The organism is Lentibacillus saliphilus (assembly GCF_019093865.1).
GTDB classification, from domain to species: domain Bacteria; phylum Bacillota; class Bacilli; order Bacillales; family Amphibacillaceae; genus Lentibacillus_B; species Lentibacillus_B saliphilus.
Genome location: NZ_JABJXD010000009.1, coordinates 76,811 through 93,041, shown reverse-complemented (window position 1 = coordinate 93,041; position 16,231 = coordinate 76,811). Strand labels below are relative to the sequence as shown.

At 39.7% G+C, this 16,231-nt stretch carries 13 protein-coding genes; all 13 read right to left on the bottom strand.

Annotation, left to right across the window (positions count from 1 at the left end):
• Positions 1–88 precede the first annotated feature (88 nt).
• The 13 genes from HPC67_RS13085 to HPC67_RS13025 all read right to left on the bottom strand — a co-directional run bounded on the left by HPC67_RS13085 (position 89) and on the right by HPC67_RS13025 (position 16,085).
• Positions 89–1,066, bottom strand: a complete 978-nt coding sequence (locus HPC67_RS13085) for a hypothetical protein (RefSeq protein WP_217588620.1) — start codon at positions 1,064–1,066, stop codon at positions 89–91.
• 207 nt (positions 1,067–1,273) lie between these two features.
• Positions 1,274–2,614 (bottom strand): bifunctional folylpolyglutamate synthase/dihydrofolate synthase, encoded by a 1,341-nt coding sequence (locus HPC67_RS13080; RefSeq protein ID WP_217588619.1) that lies wholly within the window; start codon positions 2,612–2,614, stop codon positions 1,274–1,276.
• A complete protein-coding gene (locus HPC67_RS13075; protein WP_217588618.1) occupies positions 2,607–3,140 on the bottom strand; it encodes a folate family ECF transporter S component in 534 nt (177 codons plus the stop codon). The genes HPC67_RS13080 and HPC67_RS13075 overlap by 8 nt, the downstream gene beginning before the upstream one ends.
• 21 nt (positions 3,141–3,161) lie before the next feature.
• Entirely contained in the window at positions 3,162–3,998 is an 837-nt protein-coding gene (locus tag HPC67_RS13070; protein WP_217588617.1) for a formate/nitrite transporter family protein, read from the bottom strand.
• A 58-nt stretch (positions 3,999–4,056) separates the two neighbouring features.
• Positions 4,057–4,923: a bifunctional 5,10-methylenetetrahydrofolate dehydrogenase/5,10-methenyltetrahydrofolate cyclohydrolase gene (locus tag HPC67_RS13065; protein ID WP_217588616.1), complete on the bottom strand. Its 867-nt coding sequence runs from the start codon at positions 4,921–4,923 to the stop codon at positions 4,057–4,059.
• Positions 4,924–5,036: 113 nt separating this feature from the next.
• Positions 5,037–8,066 (bottom strand): AAA family ATPase, encoded by a 3,030-nt coding sequence (locus tag HPC67_RS13060; protein ID WP_217588615.1) that lies wholly within the window; start codon positions 8,064–8,066, stop codon positions 5,037–5,039.
• Positions 8,067–8,276: 210 nt separating this feature from the next.
• Complete coding sequence (locus HPC67_RS13055) at positions 8,277–8,843, bottom strand: nitroreductase family protein (protein ID WP_217588614.1); 567 nt, start codon at positions 8,841–8,843, stop codon at positions 8,277–8,279.
• A gap of 166 nt (positions 8,844–9,009) precedes the next feature.
• Complete coding sequence (gene eno / locus HPC67_RS13050; RefSeq protein ID WP_217588611.1) at positions 9,010–10,296, bottom strand: phosphopyruvate hydratase; 1,287 nt, start codon at positions 10,294–10,296, stop codon at positions 9,010–9,012.
• A 42-nt stretch (positions 10,297–10,338) separates the two neighbouring features.
• A complete protein-coding gene (gene gpmI, locus HPC67_RS13045) occupies positions 10,339–11,880 on the bottom strand; it encodes a 2,3-bisphosphoglycerate-independent phosphoglycerate mutase (RefSeq protein WP_217588608.1) in 1,542 nt (513 codons plus the stop codon).
• The gene (gene tpiA / locus HPC67_RS13040) at positions 11,877–12,635 is read right to left on the bottom strand and encodes a triose-phosphate isomerase (protein ID WP_217588606.1); all 759 of its coding nucleotides are present in this window, start codon (positions 12,633–12,635) and stop codon (positions 11,877–11,879) included. Before tpiA ends, gpmI begins: the two co-directional genes overlap by 4 nt.
• A gap of 30 nt (positions 12,636–12,665) precedes the next feature.
• On the bottom strand, positions 12,666–13,847 hold the full coding sequence (locus HPC67_RS13035; protein WP_217588604.1) for a phosphoglycerate kinase: 1,182 nt from the start codon (positions 13,845–13,847) through the stop codon (positions 12,666–12,668).
• Between the two features lie 166 nt (positions 13,848–14,013).
• On the bottom strand, positions 14,014–15,021 hold the full coding sequence (gene gap, locus HPC67_RS13030) for a type I glyceraldehyde-3-phosphate dehydrogenase (RefSeq protein ID WP_217588602.1): 1,008 nt from the start codon (positions 15,019–15,021) through the stop codon (positions 14,014–14,016).
• 35 nt (positions 15,022–15,056) lie between these two features.
• A complete protein-coding gene (locus HPC67_RS13025; protein ID WP_217588601.1) occupies positions 15,057–16,085 on the bottom strand; it encodes a sugar-binding transcriptional regulator in 1,029 nt (342 codons plus the stop codon).
• Positions 16,086–16,231 lie beyond the last annotated feature (146 nt).

The window sequence follows — 16,231 nt, the reverse complement described above, 5'->3', positions numbered from 1 at the left end:
TTATTTAGATGGGGCATTCAATCGCATCTGATGTGTTGAACGCCCCATGCTATCAGAGCTTCTTAACAATCGTTAATAGCTATACCAATTATAGGTGGTATTCGATAATTTGTTCTTTTTCAAAGTCAATGAGCTGCATATCATCTTCAAGAACTTTAACTAATTTATCGAAGTCTTTACCGTCAAACTCATAGCCGAAATGTTTTGCTGGTTCAACAACATATTTCAATTTCAATGGTCCAACAAGCTCAGTAGCAATCACTTTTGTACCGCGCTTTTGTGCTGCTGCTTCTACATAGTCACGTAAGACGTGAAGTGGTGTTTCTGTTGCGTTAAAGACGTTCATTGATACAGCAGTACCTGGTTTGCCTTCGTCTTTAAATCCAACACTCTTAATAGATAACCAGCCGTGCTCTTCGCTTTTAACGAGCTTAGCAATTTCTTTTGCAATGCTGACATCTTCAGATTCTACGAATACGTTGTAAGCAACTAAGCCTTCCCAATCGGCACTAACTGTACATGCACCTTTTTTAGCGTCTAATTTACCGTCTACAGATAGATCTGGCTTTCTCATTTCATAATCTGGATGGTTAGAATCTTCTAGAAGTTCTTTTAAACCTTCGTATTGTCCACGACGAATGTTTGTATTAGATTTTTTGTATTCTGTACGTGCATTAAGTGCTGAGAAGTATACAGGAACTTTATAATGATCAAATAAGGACTGTCCAAGTTTTTCTGCTAAATCTTGTGCTTCTTCTATTGTAATGTTTTCTAATGGATACACTGGCATTGTATCAAGTGAACCGATACGTGGGTGATCGCCTTTTTGCACTTCCATATTGACACGCTCATAAAGAATACCTGCCATTTTTAACATGGCTTCTTCGCAATGCTGTGGTTCACAGATGAATGTCAAAACAGTTCTATTAAAGTTATACTCTGGCTCAACAGCTACAATCCTTACAGATTCAACTGCTTTAACCGCATCTACAACGGCGTTAACAATATCAAGATCTCTTCCTTCACTAAAGTTCGGGACAGCTAAAATATGTTGTTTTTGACTCATAATGGTGTTCCTCCTTGAGTTTGTTTTTGATTACACTTTGAGTTTACATTGGAAGCGTCTACAGAACGTCTATGGTGGAAAATAAATCTTTATTATTTTTGATGTTTTTCGGGCTGCTTTTGACGCTTTTAGTTACCATACAGAATCTCATTGACGCACCTGATTCTGAACAGCAAAAAAAAGAACTGACATAGCTGTCAGCCCTTTTCACACAACTCTTATTTTATCTTTATGGCACTCTAATAGATTTTTGATCGTTAAGCGCACCTCTGCTATAAAATATAGAGATCCGGTAATGAGTAACACATCATCATCATGCATTTTATTTAGTAGCAACTTGATTGCAGCTTCCCAGCTCTGTTCTACATGAATAGAATCTGGACAGCTAGCGATAAAATCTTGAGTTGCGATCGCCCGTGGGTCTTCAAAAGATGTCAAAACAAGCTCTGTATTAGGAAGGTGATCTAAAAGATCGATCATTCCTGACACATCTTTTGTTTCAATGGCTGAGAATAGAATGAATAGTGTCCGATCATCCTCATTAGTATACATGTCCTGAACATTGTTCGCCAAACGTTCCATAGCAGGTACATTATGCGCCCCGTCAACGAGGACGAGAGGGCGCTCTGCTAATACTTCCATTCGACCAGGCATGAAAGCGTCATTCAAGCTTGTTCTAACGATGTCTTTATCAACTGGCTGCTGATGTATTTCCATATACAATAACCATATTTGTAAGGCAAGCCCTGCATTTTCCACTTGATGTTTACCAAGCATCGATGTGTTCAAAATTGGAAAGCGCCAATGTTCATTGCTAAAGGAAAAGTACTCCTTGAACAATTCTGAGATGATATGTTCAACTTTATAGTCTTGATTGTATTGATAAAGCTGAGCACCAACACGCGCTGCTTGATCTTCTATCACCTTGAGAGCTGGAGCTGTAATATGACCTGTTACAACCGTACTTTGTGGTTTAATAATACCTGCTTTTTGCTCTGCGATTGCTTCAATTGAATCGCCCAATACTTGAATGTGATCTAAACCAATTGTTGTAATGCCACAAATCTGTGGTTGCACGACATTGGTTGAATCTAGTAATCCGCCAAGTCCAACTTCTATGACAGCTACATCAACTGGGCTTTCCTTAAAGTAGACGAACATCATCGCTGTAACAAGCTCGAACTCGGTAAGACCACTTACCGTTTCATCCTGGTCCATCTGTTCTACGATTGGGCGTAGTCTGTTAACTAAGCTTGCAATTGCATCATTCGGAATTCGACACCCATTAATGCAAATTCTATCATTAAATGTTTCGATTGAGGGTGATATAAATGTACCTACATTTAAGCCACTATTTTGTAGGAGCTCCTTCAAGTAACTCACTGTAGAGCCTTTCCCATTAGTGCCAGCAATATGAATGACGTTCAAATCGTGATGCGGATTTCCGAGCTCTTGAAGCAACCATTCAATACGGTGTAGACCTGGTCGGCTTCCAAACTGTTCCCGACTTTGAATCCACTGAACGGCATCGACATAATGCTTATCCATTTTTTCTCCTCAATTCTAGTTTTTTAAAATTAGCCAACAGCGTATAAAGCAGTCCGACTTCAACCGGATATAGCAACACTGCTTTTACCACTCTTGGTACTGCAAATAAAGCACTGCCATACATAATGTTAAGCCATATAGGCGTTAATATTAAATTCACAATGATTGTTACGAGTAATGTCGCCAAAGCTACTCTTAGTAACGTAATTTTTTTCTTATGCAATATAATACCATAGATGATCCCCATGATGCATGCGTTTAATGTAAATCCCGGAAAGAAAAATCCATTAGGTCGCAAAATAAAGCCAAATACATCCGCAACCGATGCTGCAATACCCGCATTCATAGGGCCATACATATACGCCAAGACGGCGATTGGTAAGAACGCTAAGCCGATTTCAAGCATCGTTCCAAATGATATTGTTAATTGATTTAAAACGAGATTAAGGGCAATTAGTACGCCTGTTGTCGTTAACTGCTTTGTTGATACTTTGTTATACGTTTGTAAACCTCTTTCTACACTCACGTCTATCATCCTCTCATATCATTAATGGGCACCTTTACTAACAGGTTGATTAAAGATGTCTTCTTCAAGTTCTTCTGCAGGCTGTTTGTCAGCTGCCTTTTGACGAGCAGCAATTACATATAAACCTCCAACTAAAACAGCACCGCCAACTGCATTTCCGAGCCATACTGGGATAACATTCACAATGAAATCAAGCCAAGTAAGTTCTCCAACAAAAATGGCTGCTGGGATAATGAAGAAGTTTGCGACAACGTGTTGAAAACCGATCAAAACAAAAATCATAATTGGGAACCAAATCGCTAATATTTTCCCAGCATAGTCCTTTGCACCGAAGCATAGCCATACACTAATCCCTACGAGCCAATTACAGCCAATTCCTGAAATGAAAGCTTCCATGAAAGATGCATCTACTTTCGCTGTTGCTGTCGTCAATGTTTTGTCTAAAAATACACCCTCCGTTAAACCTAAAACGTGGCCGAATAAATAGGCGACAAATAAAGCACCTATTAAATTGTAAAATGTAACAATCCCCCAGTTCTTAACCATTGAGGAAAACGAGATTTTCTTTGCCCACCAAGCAGCTCCGACAGCCATCATATTTCCTGTGATAAGCTCACCGCCGCCTAATAATATTAATACAAGTCCAATTGGAAATACACTCGCACCAATCAGGTGAGGTAATCCCCCCCACTCAACTGGCATGTTACCAGACACTCTGACATAAGCTAAATAGCCAAGTGCTATAAAAGCACCACCTAAAAATGCTAGAATTCTAATTTTGTTAAGTGGCATCGCTGTTTTGTCATACCCTTTTTTAATCGCAATATCTACAATCTCATTAGGACTATAACAGTTCATGTTGCTTCCCTCTTTCCTGAAAATTATATGACATAATGTCACGCATGTATATGTCGTTTTACGATTTCTTATGTTTAACCAATGCCTGTTTTGTCGCTTTAACGACTTGGCTTGCTAGCATTGTCGTCGTCACGGCACCAACACCGCCAGGAACAGGTGTTATATAACTTGCTTTTTCAATTACTTCATCAAATAACACATCACCGTGGACGTTGCCGTACTGATCAACATTAATCCCAACATCGACAACGACTGCACCATTTTTAATATGCTTTTTCGTAATGAGTCCTCTTTTACCAGTTGCTGATATAACAATATCAGCTTCAGATGTAATCTCTTCTAAGTTCTTCGTATGAATGTGAGCGGTAGACACTGTTGCACCTTCATTAAGGAGCATCATCGTCAAAGGCTTCCCGACGATCGAGCTATGTCCGACAATAACGACGTTTGCACCTAACAGCATAATTTCGTAATACAACAACAACTCCATCACTGCTAACGGTGTACATGCAATGAGACCATCCATTTCCCCATACAAAAGGCGACCTATGTTAAACGGTACGGTACCCTCAATGTCTTTTTCTGGTGCGATCATACTTGTTAGCTTTTCTTCTGATAGATGCTTAGGTAAAGGTCGTAATAAAATAATGCCATGAATGTTCGGATCGTCATTTGTCTTCTTCATAAAATGAATGATTTCATGTTGCTTAACATCCTCTGGAAAGACCGATTCATGATGGCGAATGCCTAAAACATCAAATTTACGTTTAATTGCATTTTCATAATGACGAGCGTCTTCTTTCTGACCGACTCTGATTATCTCGACTCGAGGAAGCGTACCTTTTTTTCTGATGTACGTCATTTCATCCATCAGATAATCCATTTTGTACTTTGCAACCTTTTCACCTACCATTAAAATGGTCATGCTTCTCACCTCACTATTAGGTTCTCTGTCTTGCCTAGCTATAGTCTACATAAGATACATCTATAAAACGTCAAAAACACCGACCACTAAAAAAAAGCCTTAAATCTAATGATTCAAGGCTTAAATGAATGGCATATCGGTGGGGATAACTTTAAGATCTTATGTCGTTCTTTCTCATAATCGCTACATTTAAAGTCGTGTAAGTATCTATGGAACACATGATAGACTGATTTATTCGTTTCCATAGAATTGACGATTGCTTTCTTTACATCGAGTATGCGCAATAATTCCCGTGGATTTTTTAAAATATGAGCATGAGCTTCCGCTTCTTTTAAATAATATAAAGCAGTTTTATAATCCTTTTCTCTCAAAAGTAATAAACACATATATATTTCCGCAAGCGGCTGATTCAAATTAAAAGCCAGTTTATTGTATATGACTAATGCGCGCTCTATGTGGGCCTTTGCTTCTGCAAAATTTTTATCATAATAGCATGTAACGCCAGCATTCGTATGAAATAATGAGATGCTAATCCAGAGGTTTTTTTCCTGGCAAATCGCAATAGCCCGTTCAAAGTAATAAAGCGCTTCTGAGAAATTACCCTCTTCTTTCCGTATTACACCAATATCGTTATAACACGCCGCAATGCTCAGCCGGTACGTTTCGTACGTTTCTATATCTTCGGTATGAATTGAAATGCTCTTACGAAAGGCTTCCTCAGCCAATTCAAATTGACCGATAAGGAATAGATACATGCCCTCATAACGGTACCAAATGCCTTTTTCCGATTGCGCACTCAATTGATTGATAAACGGCTGTGCCTTTGCTAAATCATCTCTCATCGTTGCCGTATCACACGTTTGAATGCCGTAACACATTTTCTGTTCATAGCCCTTTAATATAAACTGTAAATGATCTTCGCGCTTAGCAAGCTCGATTAAGACGTTAATGTCATGAAGACCTTCTTCATAATGACCACTTCTAATTTTATAACGGCCATTCAAGAATAAGACATTCATCTCAAACATTGGCAATTCCTCATTCAGAGGGTGCTTACGTTTAACCTTGTCCAATAGATCTGTAATCAGTTGTAAATTCTTTTCTGTATCTTCTTCGCCGATGTACAATTTACTGAACGCGTCATTATCAAAATGAATGATCGGAAATCGTTCATGAATAAAATTCAGAAACATGCTACGGCTTTTAATACGATAGCGTAGGGATTCGATATTATTCTCTGCGCGTTCATAATGAAAAATCAATTTGTAATAAAGATCTAAATCACCTAGATGATGCTGTAATTGCGATTCAATAATTTTGCCAATCCGGTTATGCAATATCTTTTTCTTACCATATGATATTTGGATATATTGAAACTCACTATATTTTTGATGCACAAAAGCAAAACGAATGTCTTGCTGATCAGTGACTTCCTTCAATATCCCTTTTCTAATAAGGGCTTCGCCAATTTCAATCAGTTCTAAATCATCCATATCCATAAGCTGCTTTAATATCGAAATTGGGACGTCTTTATAAAACAATGATGTCAGCTCAACAAACTTTTTCTCTTTATCGGTCAAGTCGATAAATCTAAATTTTAACACATCTTTTACTTTGGTAGACATCATAATATCTTGTTGATTATTATTAATCGCTTGAATATATTCCGTCAAAAAAAATACATTACCCTCTGTTTCATCATATAATTCTTCATACAACACGTCTGTACGTTTTTCCTGAAAGACTGTTTGGTCAATAAAGCGTTGAACTTCTGTTATCGTAAATGGTTTTAATTCAATCACATTTACTGTCGTATAGTTGTTAATGTACACTAAAAATTCTTCTAGATCTGAATTAATATCATTACGCATCGTAAGAACAAACAGACAGTGGCTTAATTCTTCTTTTACAAGTAAGCTGTTAAGTAAACGCATACTCGTTGCATCCATCCAATGAATGTCTTCAAATACGATGACGAGTTTTTTCTTATTGGAAACGAGCTTTAATACCTCTAATATCGCATCTTCTATATCGACTAAATTTGATTGATCATTCGTATTGATCATTCTTTTTGTAAGATCTTTTTTCTCATCTAAAAATTCTGGGGCAATATTACCGAGCACATCTAATAGCGTTTGTGGCAAAATAATTTCTTCCTCGGCGATAACCTTTAACATGTTCACTAACAGAGCCTTCCACGGTCGGAGCGTGTAATTCTCCTCAAACTTATAGCACGGTGCCTCGATGTAATTTACAGAAGATCCTACGATTTCATCCGTCAAATATTGTTTAAGACGTGTCTTGCCAACACCCATATCGCCACGCACTAAAATAGATTCATAGGCTTCATTGTCGACGAATTTGTGATAAGTGCTCTCCAGCAAACGAATTTCTTTTTCTCTGCCAAAGAAGAATTGCTGTGGTGGACTCACCTTTACGCGCTCATTCATTAAATCAAGAACATCGTTATAAACCTGCTCTGCTTCCTCATTCGGTGTCACATCTAATTCTTTTGCTAGAAAATCTGACAGCTCATTAAAAACTGAAATGGCGTTTGCGTATTTTTGCTGTGCCTTAAAACAGCTCATCAATTCGATGTAGCCGCTTTCATCATACTCATCCAACTCAATGATCTTTCGACATATTTTTTCTACTTGAAGAAACTGACGATGCTTCTTATGGACATCTAACTTATCCCAAAGACGTTTCGTATACAAAAATTTGCATTCATCACGAACCTTGTGCATCCAGCGATCAAACTCATCAGCATCCTTCACAGAACACCCTTGGAGAAAATCACCCTGATACGATTCTAGGTTATCGTCATCCTGGATAAAAGCGTCATAATCAGACTCAACGGTTAATTCTGGGTTCAATGAAACAGTAGATAACCCGTAAAATGAAAACACATCTATGTCAGAAAACAGTTTTTTTACTGTATATAAGGCGTTTCTTAAGTTTTTTTTCGCTGTTTTTTCATCCATTTCAGCCCAAAGTAAGGTGGCCAATTGATCTCTAGAGGCGCTTTTATTAACGACTAAATAGTAAAACAGAGCTTCTACTTTTCCATAGGGAAAAATGATGCGTTTATGATTGACTGTTGTCTTAAAGTTATTAAATACATTGACCTTGATGTCACTCATACTTCTGCTCCTTTCATGTGTCAAACGTTAGAAGCGTCAAATATATGATCTACAACCAATAATTCCTAATCCAATTATAAAATTAAAGCGTGCACATTACAATCATAGATAAAGTGAAACGCCTTGTTTTAGTACGTTTTGTTAACAATTTATGATGAAACAATAAAAAGCGACTATAAATTGACAGTTCTGTTCAACATCTATCGTTCATCATGTCATAAACGTTAGCTTATCTTCAATAGGCGTTCGCGGTTTTGAATTAGGTATCTTTTGGGGATATCCGATTTGCATAACAGCTGCAATTTTCATCTGTTCGTCCAGTCCAATATCCTTATAAAACGCTGGATCATGCATATAGGGCGTAATGGTCCAGAGCATGCCAACATCGAAAGTCCAAGCTGCTAGCTGGGCGTTTTGAATAAAAGCAGACACGGCCGCATAATCTTCTTCATAACGAATCGGGTCTGCATCAATCGGAAAATAAATGAGAGCATGGTGCGGTATGGCTAATAAAAAATCTGTCATAGACGCTTTCATCTTCTCCCCTTTTTGATCGCGTTTAATCATCCCACTCCGCTCATAACTCGCTATAATCGCATGAACAAAAGCCTTTCTTCCCTCTCCTTGATACACGTGTATCCGCCAAGGTTCTTTCATATAATGTGTCGGTGCCCAAGATGCATATGTAAAAATCGTTGATAAAGTAAGCTTATCTACAGGATCTCGTTTAAAATTATAGATTGAACGTCTTTCTTGTAACGCCTGTAATAAATCCAATGCATCTCCCCCTTTTATATCGGTTTTATTTTATGTATATATAACCCCATTATATCTCATTGTCTTAAAAGCTGTCAGAGTCAAAAAGATCATAAAAAAAGCTTGCGGGCATCCTGTTAGATGCCCACAAGCGATTTTTTCTATTGAATTTAAATACAGACGAACCTTATTTGTTCAAATTGTAAAATGCACTTAGACCGGCGTACTCACCCATGCCTGATAACTCATCTTCAATACGGAGCAGCTGGTTGTATTTCGCAACGCGATCCGTTCTTGATGGTGCACCTGTTTTAATTTGACCTGCATTCGTTGCAACAGCAATGTCAGCAATTGTTGCATCCTCAGTTTCACCAGAACGGTGTGAGATGACTGCTGTATATCCAGCGCGCTTCGCCATTTCAATCGCTTCAAAGGTTTCTGTCAATGTACCGATTTGGTTCACCTTAACTAAGATAGAGTTACCAATACCTTGTTCAATACCTTGAGACAGCTTAGACGTGTTTGTAACGAACAGATCGTCACCGACAAGCTGGACACGGTCACCAATACGATCAGTTAAAAGCTTAAAGCCGTCCCAGTCGTTCTCATCTAAACCATCTTCAATTGAGATAATTGGGTACTTGTCGACCATTTCAGCATACCAATCAACCATTTCAGCCGACGTGCGTTTGACACCTTCACCTTTAAGGTTGTATACGCCTTCCTCATACATTTCTGAAGCCGCAACGTCCATTGCTAGTTGAATTTCTTCGCCTGGTTTATACCCAGCTGCTTCGATAGCCTCAACGATTGTTTGCAATGCTTCCTCATTTGACTTCAAGTTAGGAGCAAACCCACCTTCATCGCCGACACCTGTATTGTAGCCTTTGTCTTTCAACACTTTTTTCAATGCATGGAAGATTTCTGTGCCCGTACGCAATGCTTCGCGGAATGTAGGTGCTGCTACTGGCATAACCATAAATTCCTGAATATCTACGTTGTTATCCGCATGCTCTCCACCGTTTAAAATATTCATCATCGGTGTTGGCAATGTCTTCGCATTAAATCCACCTAAATAGTTATACAATGGTAATTCCAAATAACTAGAAGCAGCATGCGCAACAGCCATAGACACACCAAGAATGGCGTTTGCACCTAGCTTACCTTTATTCTCAGTACCGTCAAGCTCAATCATAAGGTGATCAATAATGTTTTGTCTCGTCACGTCAATCCCTATAATTTCAGGTGCGATCACATCATTAACATTTTTTACAGCTTGTAGAACGCCTTTGCCTAAGTAGCGATCTTTATCACCATCACGAAGCTCAACTGCTTCGTATTCACCAGTTGATGCGCCACTCGGAACTAAAGAAGCACCAAACCCACCTGACTCTGTAAATACCTCAACCTCAACAGTCGGATTACCTCTCGAATCTAATACTTCTCGTGCGTAAATGTCTGTAATGTATGGCATGTAAACCATCTCTCCTTTAATTGTAATGGTGTATGAAAGTCCTTATTTAATAAGTGAATGACCTGTCATTTCTTCTGGCTTGTCTACATGAAGTAAATCAAGTAATGTCGGTGCCAGATCTGCTAATATACCGCCATCACGAAGTTCTACACCTTGTTTCGTTACGATAACTGGAACAGGATTTGTCGTATGAGCGGTCATTGGTTGACCATCTATCGTCATGACTTCATCGGAATTTCCATGATCAGCCGTTATAATTGCATGACCTCCAAGTGCTTCAATCTTATCTATAATTCGTCCTAAGCATTCATCCACAGTTTCTATGGCTTTGATTGTCGGCTCAAGCATGCCAGAGTGACCAACCATATCTGGATTAGCGAAATTAAGAATGATCGCTTGGTGAGCACCAGAATCAAGTTCTTTAATCAAGGCGTCAGTGACATCATAGGCACTCATTTCTGGTTGCAAATCATATGTTGCCACTTTAGGCGAATCAATTAATACACGCGTTTCACCTGGAAATTCTTGTTCTCGTCCACCACTCATGAAAAAGGTTACATGCGGATATTTCTCCGTCTCAGCAATTCGAAGCTGATTAAGCCCGTTCTGAGAGAGCACCTCACCGACTGTATTATCTAAGTTAACCGGTTTATAAGCAACATAACCATCAACCGTTTCACTAAAGTCCGTTAGCATGACGAAATCGAGATCTTTTGGAACACTTTCACCTCGGTCAAAGTCATGAAAATCCACATTTGCGAACGTCCGCGAGATTTGAATTGCACGGTCAGGACGAAAATTATAAAAGATAATCGAATCCCCATCATTGATTGTGCCAACTGGCTGATCATTGTCATCCGTAATAACAGCTGGAATAACGAATTCATCATGAATACCATGTTCATATGAATCGTCGATCACAGCTTCAGCATTCTTATAATGAGGTCCTTCCCCATAAACCATCGCATCGTATGATTTCTTCACACGATCCCAGCGCTTGTCTCTATCCATTGAATAATAACGGCCAGAAATCGTCGCAAATTGACCAACGCCATATTCGCGCATTTTTTCTTCTGTCTGTTTAATATACGTTTTTGCCGTCTTCGGTCCTACATCGCGTCCATCTAAAAACGCGTGAACATAAACGTCTTTCATATTTTGATCCTTGGCAAGCTTTAGCAAAGCAAATAAGTGGTTAATATGGCTATGAACACCACCATCAGATAGCAAACCAAATAAATGTAAGGCTTTATTGTTCTCTTTTGCCCTAGTCATCGCTTGTATGAACGCTTCCTTCTCATAAAACTCGCCTTTTTCAATCGACAAATTCACCCTTGTCAAGCTTTGATAGACGATGCGTCCAGCACCGATATTAAGATGGCCGACTTCTGAATTTCCCATTTGTCCTTCAGGTAGACCAACAGCAGCCCCACTTGCTTTCAGTTGGCTATGAGGATATGCGTTCCACAGTCTATCGAAATTCGGTTTGTTTGCCTGTTTGACCGCATTGCCTTTTGTTTCTTCACGAATGGCAAAACCATCAAGAATAATCAAGGCAGCTAATGGTTTTTTTTGGTCGGTCATTTTGCGCCAGCCTCCACCAATTTCAAGAATGAATCAACTTCAAGACTTGCGCCACCTACGAGGGCACCGTCAATGTCAGACTGCGCGAGTAATTCATCAATATTTGCTGGTTTCACACTGCCACCATACTGAATGATGACCTGTTCTGCCGTGCTGCTGTCTGTCAACGCGGCAATCACCTGGCGTATGTGTGTACATACTTCATTTGCGTCTGCGCTTGAAGCTGTCTTTCCTGTACCAATCGCCCAAATTGGCTCGTAGGCAATGATTGTTTGGGCAATCTGTTCATGTGTAAGATGAGCCAATGCCTTTTGTACTTGTGTCTCAACGACTGCTTTTGTATCGTTTGCTTCTCTTTCTTCAAGCGTTTCGCCGACACATACAATCGGTGTCAAGCTATGCTTAAATGCTGCATGTGCTTTCTTGTTTACTGTATCATCGGTTTCATTGTAATATTGACGTCGTTCAGAGTGGCCAATAACAACATGTGAGACACCAATATTTTTTAACATTAATGGACTCACTTCACCAGTAAAGGCACCATTTTCTTCATAATGCATCGTCTGAGCGGCGATTTTTAGACGCGTATTTTGTGCGAGCTTCACAAGTTCAGGTAAAAAAGGAAATGGTGCACATACAATCGCATCTATATTATTGCCTGCAGGAAGTTGTTGACCTGCCTCACGTACAAAGTCTTCTGCTTCAGTCATAACTTTATTCATTTTCCAGTTGCCTGCAATCACTTTCTTTCGCATCAAATCACCTCTACCTTTATAATAAATCTCTTATCGATCATTTAGCGCCGCAACACCTGGAAGAATTTTACCTTCCATAAATTCCAGTGATGCACCGCCACCTGTTGATACATGGTCCATATCATCTGCATAGCCAAATTTAGCAACGGCTGCCGCAGAATCACCACCACCGATAACCGTGTAGCCATCTGTTTCAGCAAGCGCTTCCGCAACGGCTTTTGTACCGCCAGCAAATGCATTGTATTCAAATACACCCATTGGGCCGTTCCAAACAACAAGACGAGCGTTAGCAATGACCTCAGCATATGCTGCTCTTGTTTCTGGGCCGATATCAAGCGCTTCCCAGTCGGATGGAATTTGATCGATTGTCACAATCTTTGTGTCAGCTGTCTCAGAAAAATCATTCGCAACGACAACATCCTTAGGAAGAAGTAATTGTACATTGTTTTCTTTTGCTTTATTCATAAAGCTTTTCGCCAGTTCAAGCTTATCTTCCTCAAGTAAAGAGTTACCAATTTCATGGCCTAATGCTTTTATAAATGTATAAGCCAATCCGCCACCGATAATTAATTGGTCTACTTTATCAAGGAGATTATCAATGACATTAATTTTGTCTTTTACCTTTGCTCCACCGATTATTGCGGTAAACGGACGTTCAGGTTTCTCCAACGCTTTTCCGAGCACATCAATTTCCTTCTCCATTAAAAAGCCAGCAGCAGCAGGGAGCAATTCAGCTACGCCTGTTGTGGAAGCATGTGCACGGTGAGCGGCTCCAAATGCATCATTCACATACAGGTCAGCCATGTCTGCGAACGCTTTTGCGAGTTCAGGATCATTTTTCTCTTCTCCCGCTTCGAAACGTACATTTTCTATAAGTAAAATGTCACCTTCACTCATGCGAGATATGGCTTCATTAACTTCTTTTCCATGGACTTCATCTGTTTTAAGAACGTCTATCCCAACCAAATCACTTAACCGTTTTGCAACTGGATCGAGTCGTAATTCTTCCACAGCTGTTCCTTTAGGGCGACCAAGGTGACTTGCTAGTATAACAATGGCTCCGTTGTCCGTTAAGTACTTAATAGTAGGTAAAGCGGCTTTGATACGCGTATCATCTCCGACCTCTCCATCTTTCAGAGGGACGTTAAAATCAACACGGCAAAATACCCGTTTACCTTTAACATCAAGATCATGAAGTGTTTTTTTGTTCATCGAAAACCCCTCCAGTCATTGGTATGTAATACGTGGTTTAATTTCCTTTTAATTCATGAGCGCCTCATATCTGTCATTATAAAGCACTTTTGAAAAAGGGTACATAAAAACATCTATAAAAAGGAAAGACGAAGGAGGCTATGTCCCCCTCCGTCTCAAGATTATCTTATAGTCCTTTTTTGTTCATAAGAAGTGCTAAGTCGATACAACGTGCAGAATAACCCAACTCATTGTCATACCAAGTTACAAGTTTAACTAAGTTGTCTTCCATCACCATTGTTGACAATGCATCAAATACAGTTGAATGTGGGTTGCCAACGATGTCGCTTGATACGAGTGGCTCTTCACTATATTGTGCAATTCCCTTCAACTCATTCTCAGCTGCTTTTTTCAATGCAGCGTTAAGCTCTTCTTTTGTTGCATTTTTGTCAAGCTCTGCGACCAAGTCAACAAGTGAGCCGTCTGGTGTCGGCACTCTAACAGCCATACCGTTTAACTTGCCATCAAGCTCTGGAAGCACCTTACCAACGGCTTTCGCAGCACCTGTTGTCGTCGGAATGATGTTCTGAGCAGCAGCACGCGCACGTCGGTAATCTTTGTGCGGTAAGTCAAGTATTTGTTGGTCATTCGTATAGGAGTGAATTGTTGTCATCATACCACGCTTAATGCCGAATGTATCATGAATGACTTTAACAAGTGGTGCAATGCAGTTTGTCGTACAAGATGCATTGGAAACAATATGGTGCTTGTCTGGATCATATTGATCATCGTTGACACCCATAACTAAAGTAAGATCTTCTTCTTTACCTGGGGCAGAAATAATAACTTTCTTAGCACCTGCATCGATGTGCTTTTGAGCGTCATCACGATGAGTGAAGCGACCTGTTGATTCAATGACGATATCAACGCCAAGCTCTTTCCAGCCAAGATTTGCTGGTTCACGTTCAGACATAACTTTTACTTTTTTCCCATCAACAACGATATCAGTTCCATCTACATGTACGTCCTTATCGAGAACACCATGTACAGAGTCGTATTTCAAAAGATGAGCAAGCATGTTGGCATCTGTTAAATCGTTGATTGCAACAACCTCTAATTCATCATTTTCTAATGCGAGTCTGTATACAATGCGACCAATACGTCCAAATCCATTGATTCCCACTTTTACTGTCATGATTATACTCCTCCTGTGATATGAAATAATTTATTTTAAAGGGAATGGTCCCTTAAAATATGTTGTGCGGCAGCCTCATCAGTAATGAGCACCTTCGTGCGATTCGTTTTAAAATATGAATGAATGGCACGTGCTTTAGAGCTTCCTCCAGCTACTGCAATGACCGAATCGATTGACTGCAAATCTTCTAATTGAATGCCAGCCGTTCTGACTTTGTGAACAATTTGCCCACTGTCATCAAAGTAATACCCAAATGCTTCGCTGGCAGCTTGCATTATTTTTAATGATTCAATGACATCCTCGGATTCTTTCCGCCGTCTCGCCATCGTTAACGCGTCACCAATACCATGAATGATCATATCAGCCTGTTTGATTAACTGCATAACCTCTTGAATGCCAGGCTCTTTCATCATTGATTGGTACGTTGTTTCACTTAAGGGGTCTGGTACATAGAGGAGACGATACGCTCCGTTTGCCTTTTTTGCCATTTGAGCAGCAATTGAATTCGCCTGATTTTCAACATGCTCTCCTAAACCACCACGTGCTGGAACGAACATCATCTGTTCACCATTATCAAGTGGCGTCATCATATCAGCTACAGCAGCCATCGTAGCACCACCGGTTACACCAATCGTCTTCACGTTGTCCAAATGGTTTTTCAAAAAAGACACACAAGCCTGACCCATATACTGCTTAACCCAATTTTCCTGATCACTGTTACCAGGAACGATAATGCATTCTTCCAGTTGTAGTATATCCTGGAGTCGTTCTTCCAAAACATTTAATCTCGTTAACTCACCCATAAATGGTGCGAGTTGCTCTAGAACTAAATGACCCTCTTTTGTTGGTCTCATACCTTTAGGGGAAACGTGTATCAAGCCTTGATCCTGCAAAAAGCGCACTTCACTACGGATTGCCCGTTCTGTTGAATTCGTTTGATCAGCTAATGCTCTACGGCCAATCGGCTGAAACAAATCGATACTCCGCAAAATCATATACCGATCCTGCATCGTTTGAATCAATTCAGGGCATAATTTCTTTTGTAGCTCGATCAATGACTCCATCTCAGTAGGCCCCTATCTTCTGGACACTTTTTGTCCCTGTTGGCTATTTTTTGTCCCTCTTAGGGTAAAAAAATAAGAAATGCATTTCTTATTTATAATATAGCATTGTTTGAAGTACGATTCAATTAAATCGATGCATGTTAAAG

What these genes read in the sequence shown, in the direction of transcription:
- HPC67_RS13085 (WP_217588620.1), bottom strand. Translation starts at nt 1,066, where the DNA reads ATGAGTCAAAAACAACATATTTTAGCTGTCCCGAACTTTAGTGAAGGA.
- HPC67_RS13080 (WP_217588619.1), bottom strand. Translation starts at nt 2,614, where the DNA reads ATGGATAAGCATTATGTCGATGCCGTTCAGTGGATTCAAAGTCGGGAA.
- HPC67_RS13070 (WP_217588617.1), bottom strand. Translation starts at nt 3,998, where the DNA reads ATGAACTGTTATAGTCCTAATGAGATTGTAGATATTGCGATTAAAAAA.
- HPC67_RS13065 (WP_217588616.1), bottom strand. Translation starts at nt 4,923, where the DNA reads ATGACCATTTTAATGGTAGGTGAAAAGGTTGCAAAGTACAAAATGGAT.
- HPC67_RS13060 (WP_217588615.1), bottom strand. Translation starts at nt 8,066, where the DNA reads ATGAGTGACATCAAGGTCAATGTATTTAATAACTTTAAGACAACAGTC.
- eno (WP_217588611.1), bottom strand. Translation starts at nt 10,296, where the DNA reads ATGCCATACATTACAGACATTTACGCACGAGAAGTATTAGATTCGAGA.
- gpmI (WP_217588608.1), bottom strand. Translation starts at nt 11,880, where the DNA reads ATGACCGACCAAAAAAAACCATTAGCTGCCTTGATTATTCTTGATGGT.
- tpiA (WP_217588606.1), bottom strand. Translation starts at nt 12,635, where the DNA reads ATGCGAAAGAAAGTGATTGCAGGCAACTGGAAAATGAATAAAGTTATG.
- HPC67_RS13035 (WP_217588604.1), bottom strand. Translation starts at nt 13,847, where the DNA reads ATGAACAAAAAAACACTTCATGATCTTGATGTTAAAGGTAAACGGGTA.
- gap (WP_217588602.1), bottom strand. Translation starts at nt 15,021, where the DNA reads ATGACAGTAAAAGTGGGAATCAATGGATTTGGACGTATTGGTCGCATT.
- HPC67_RS13025 (WP_217588601.1), bottom strand. Translation starts at nt 16,085, where the DNA reads ATGGAGTCATTGATCGAGCTACAAAAGAAATTATGCCCTGAATTGATT.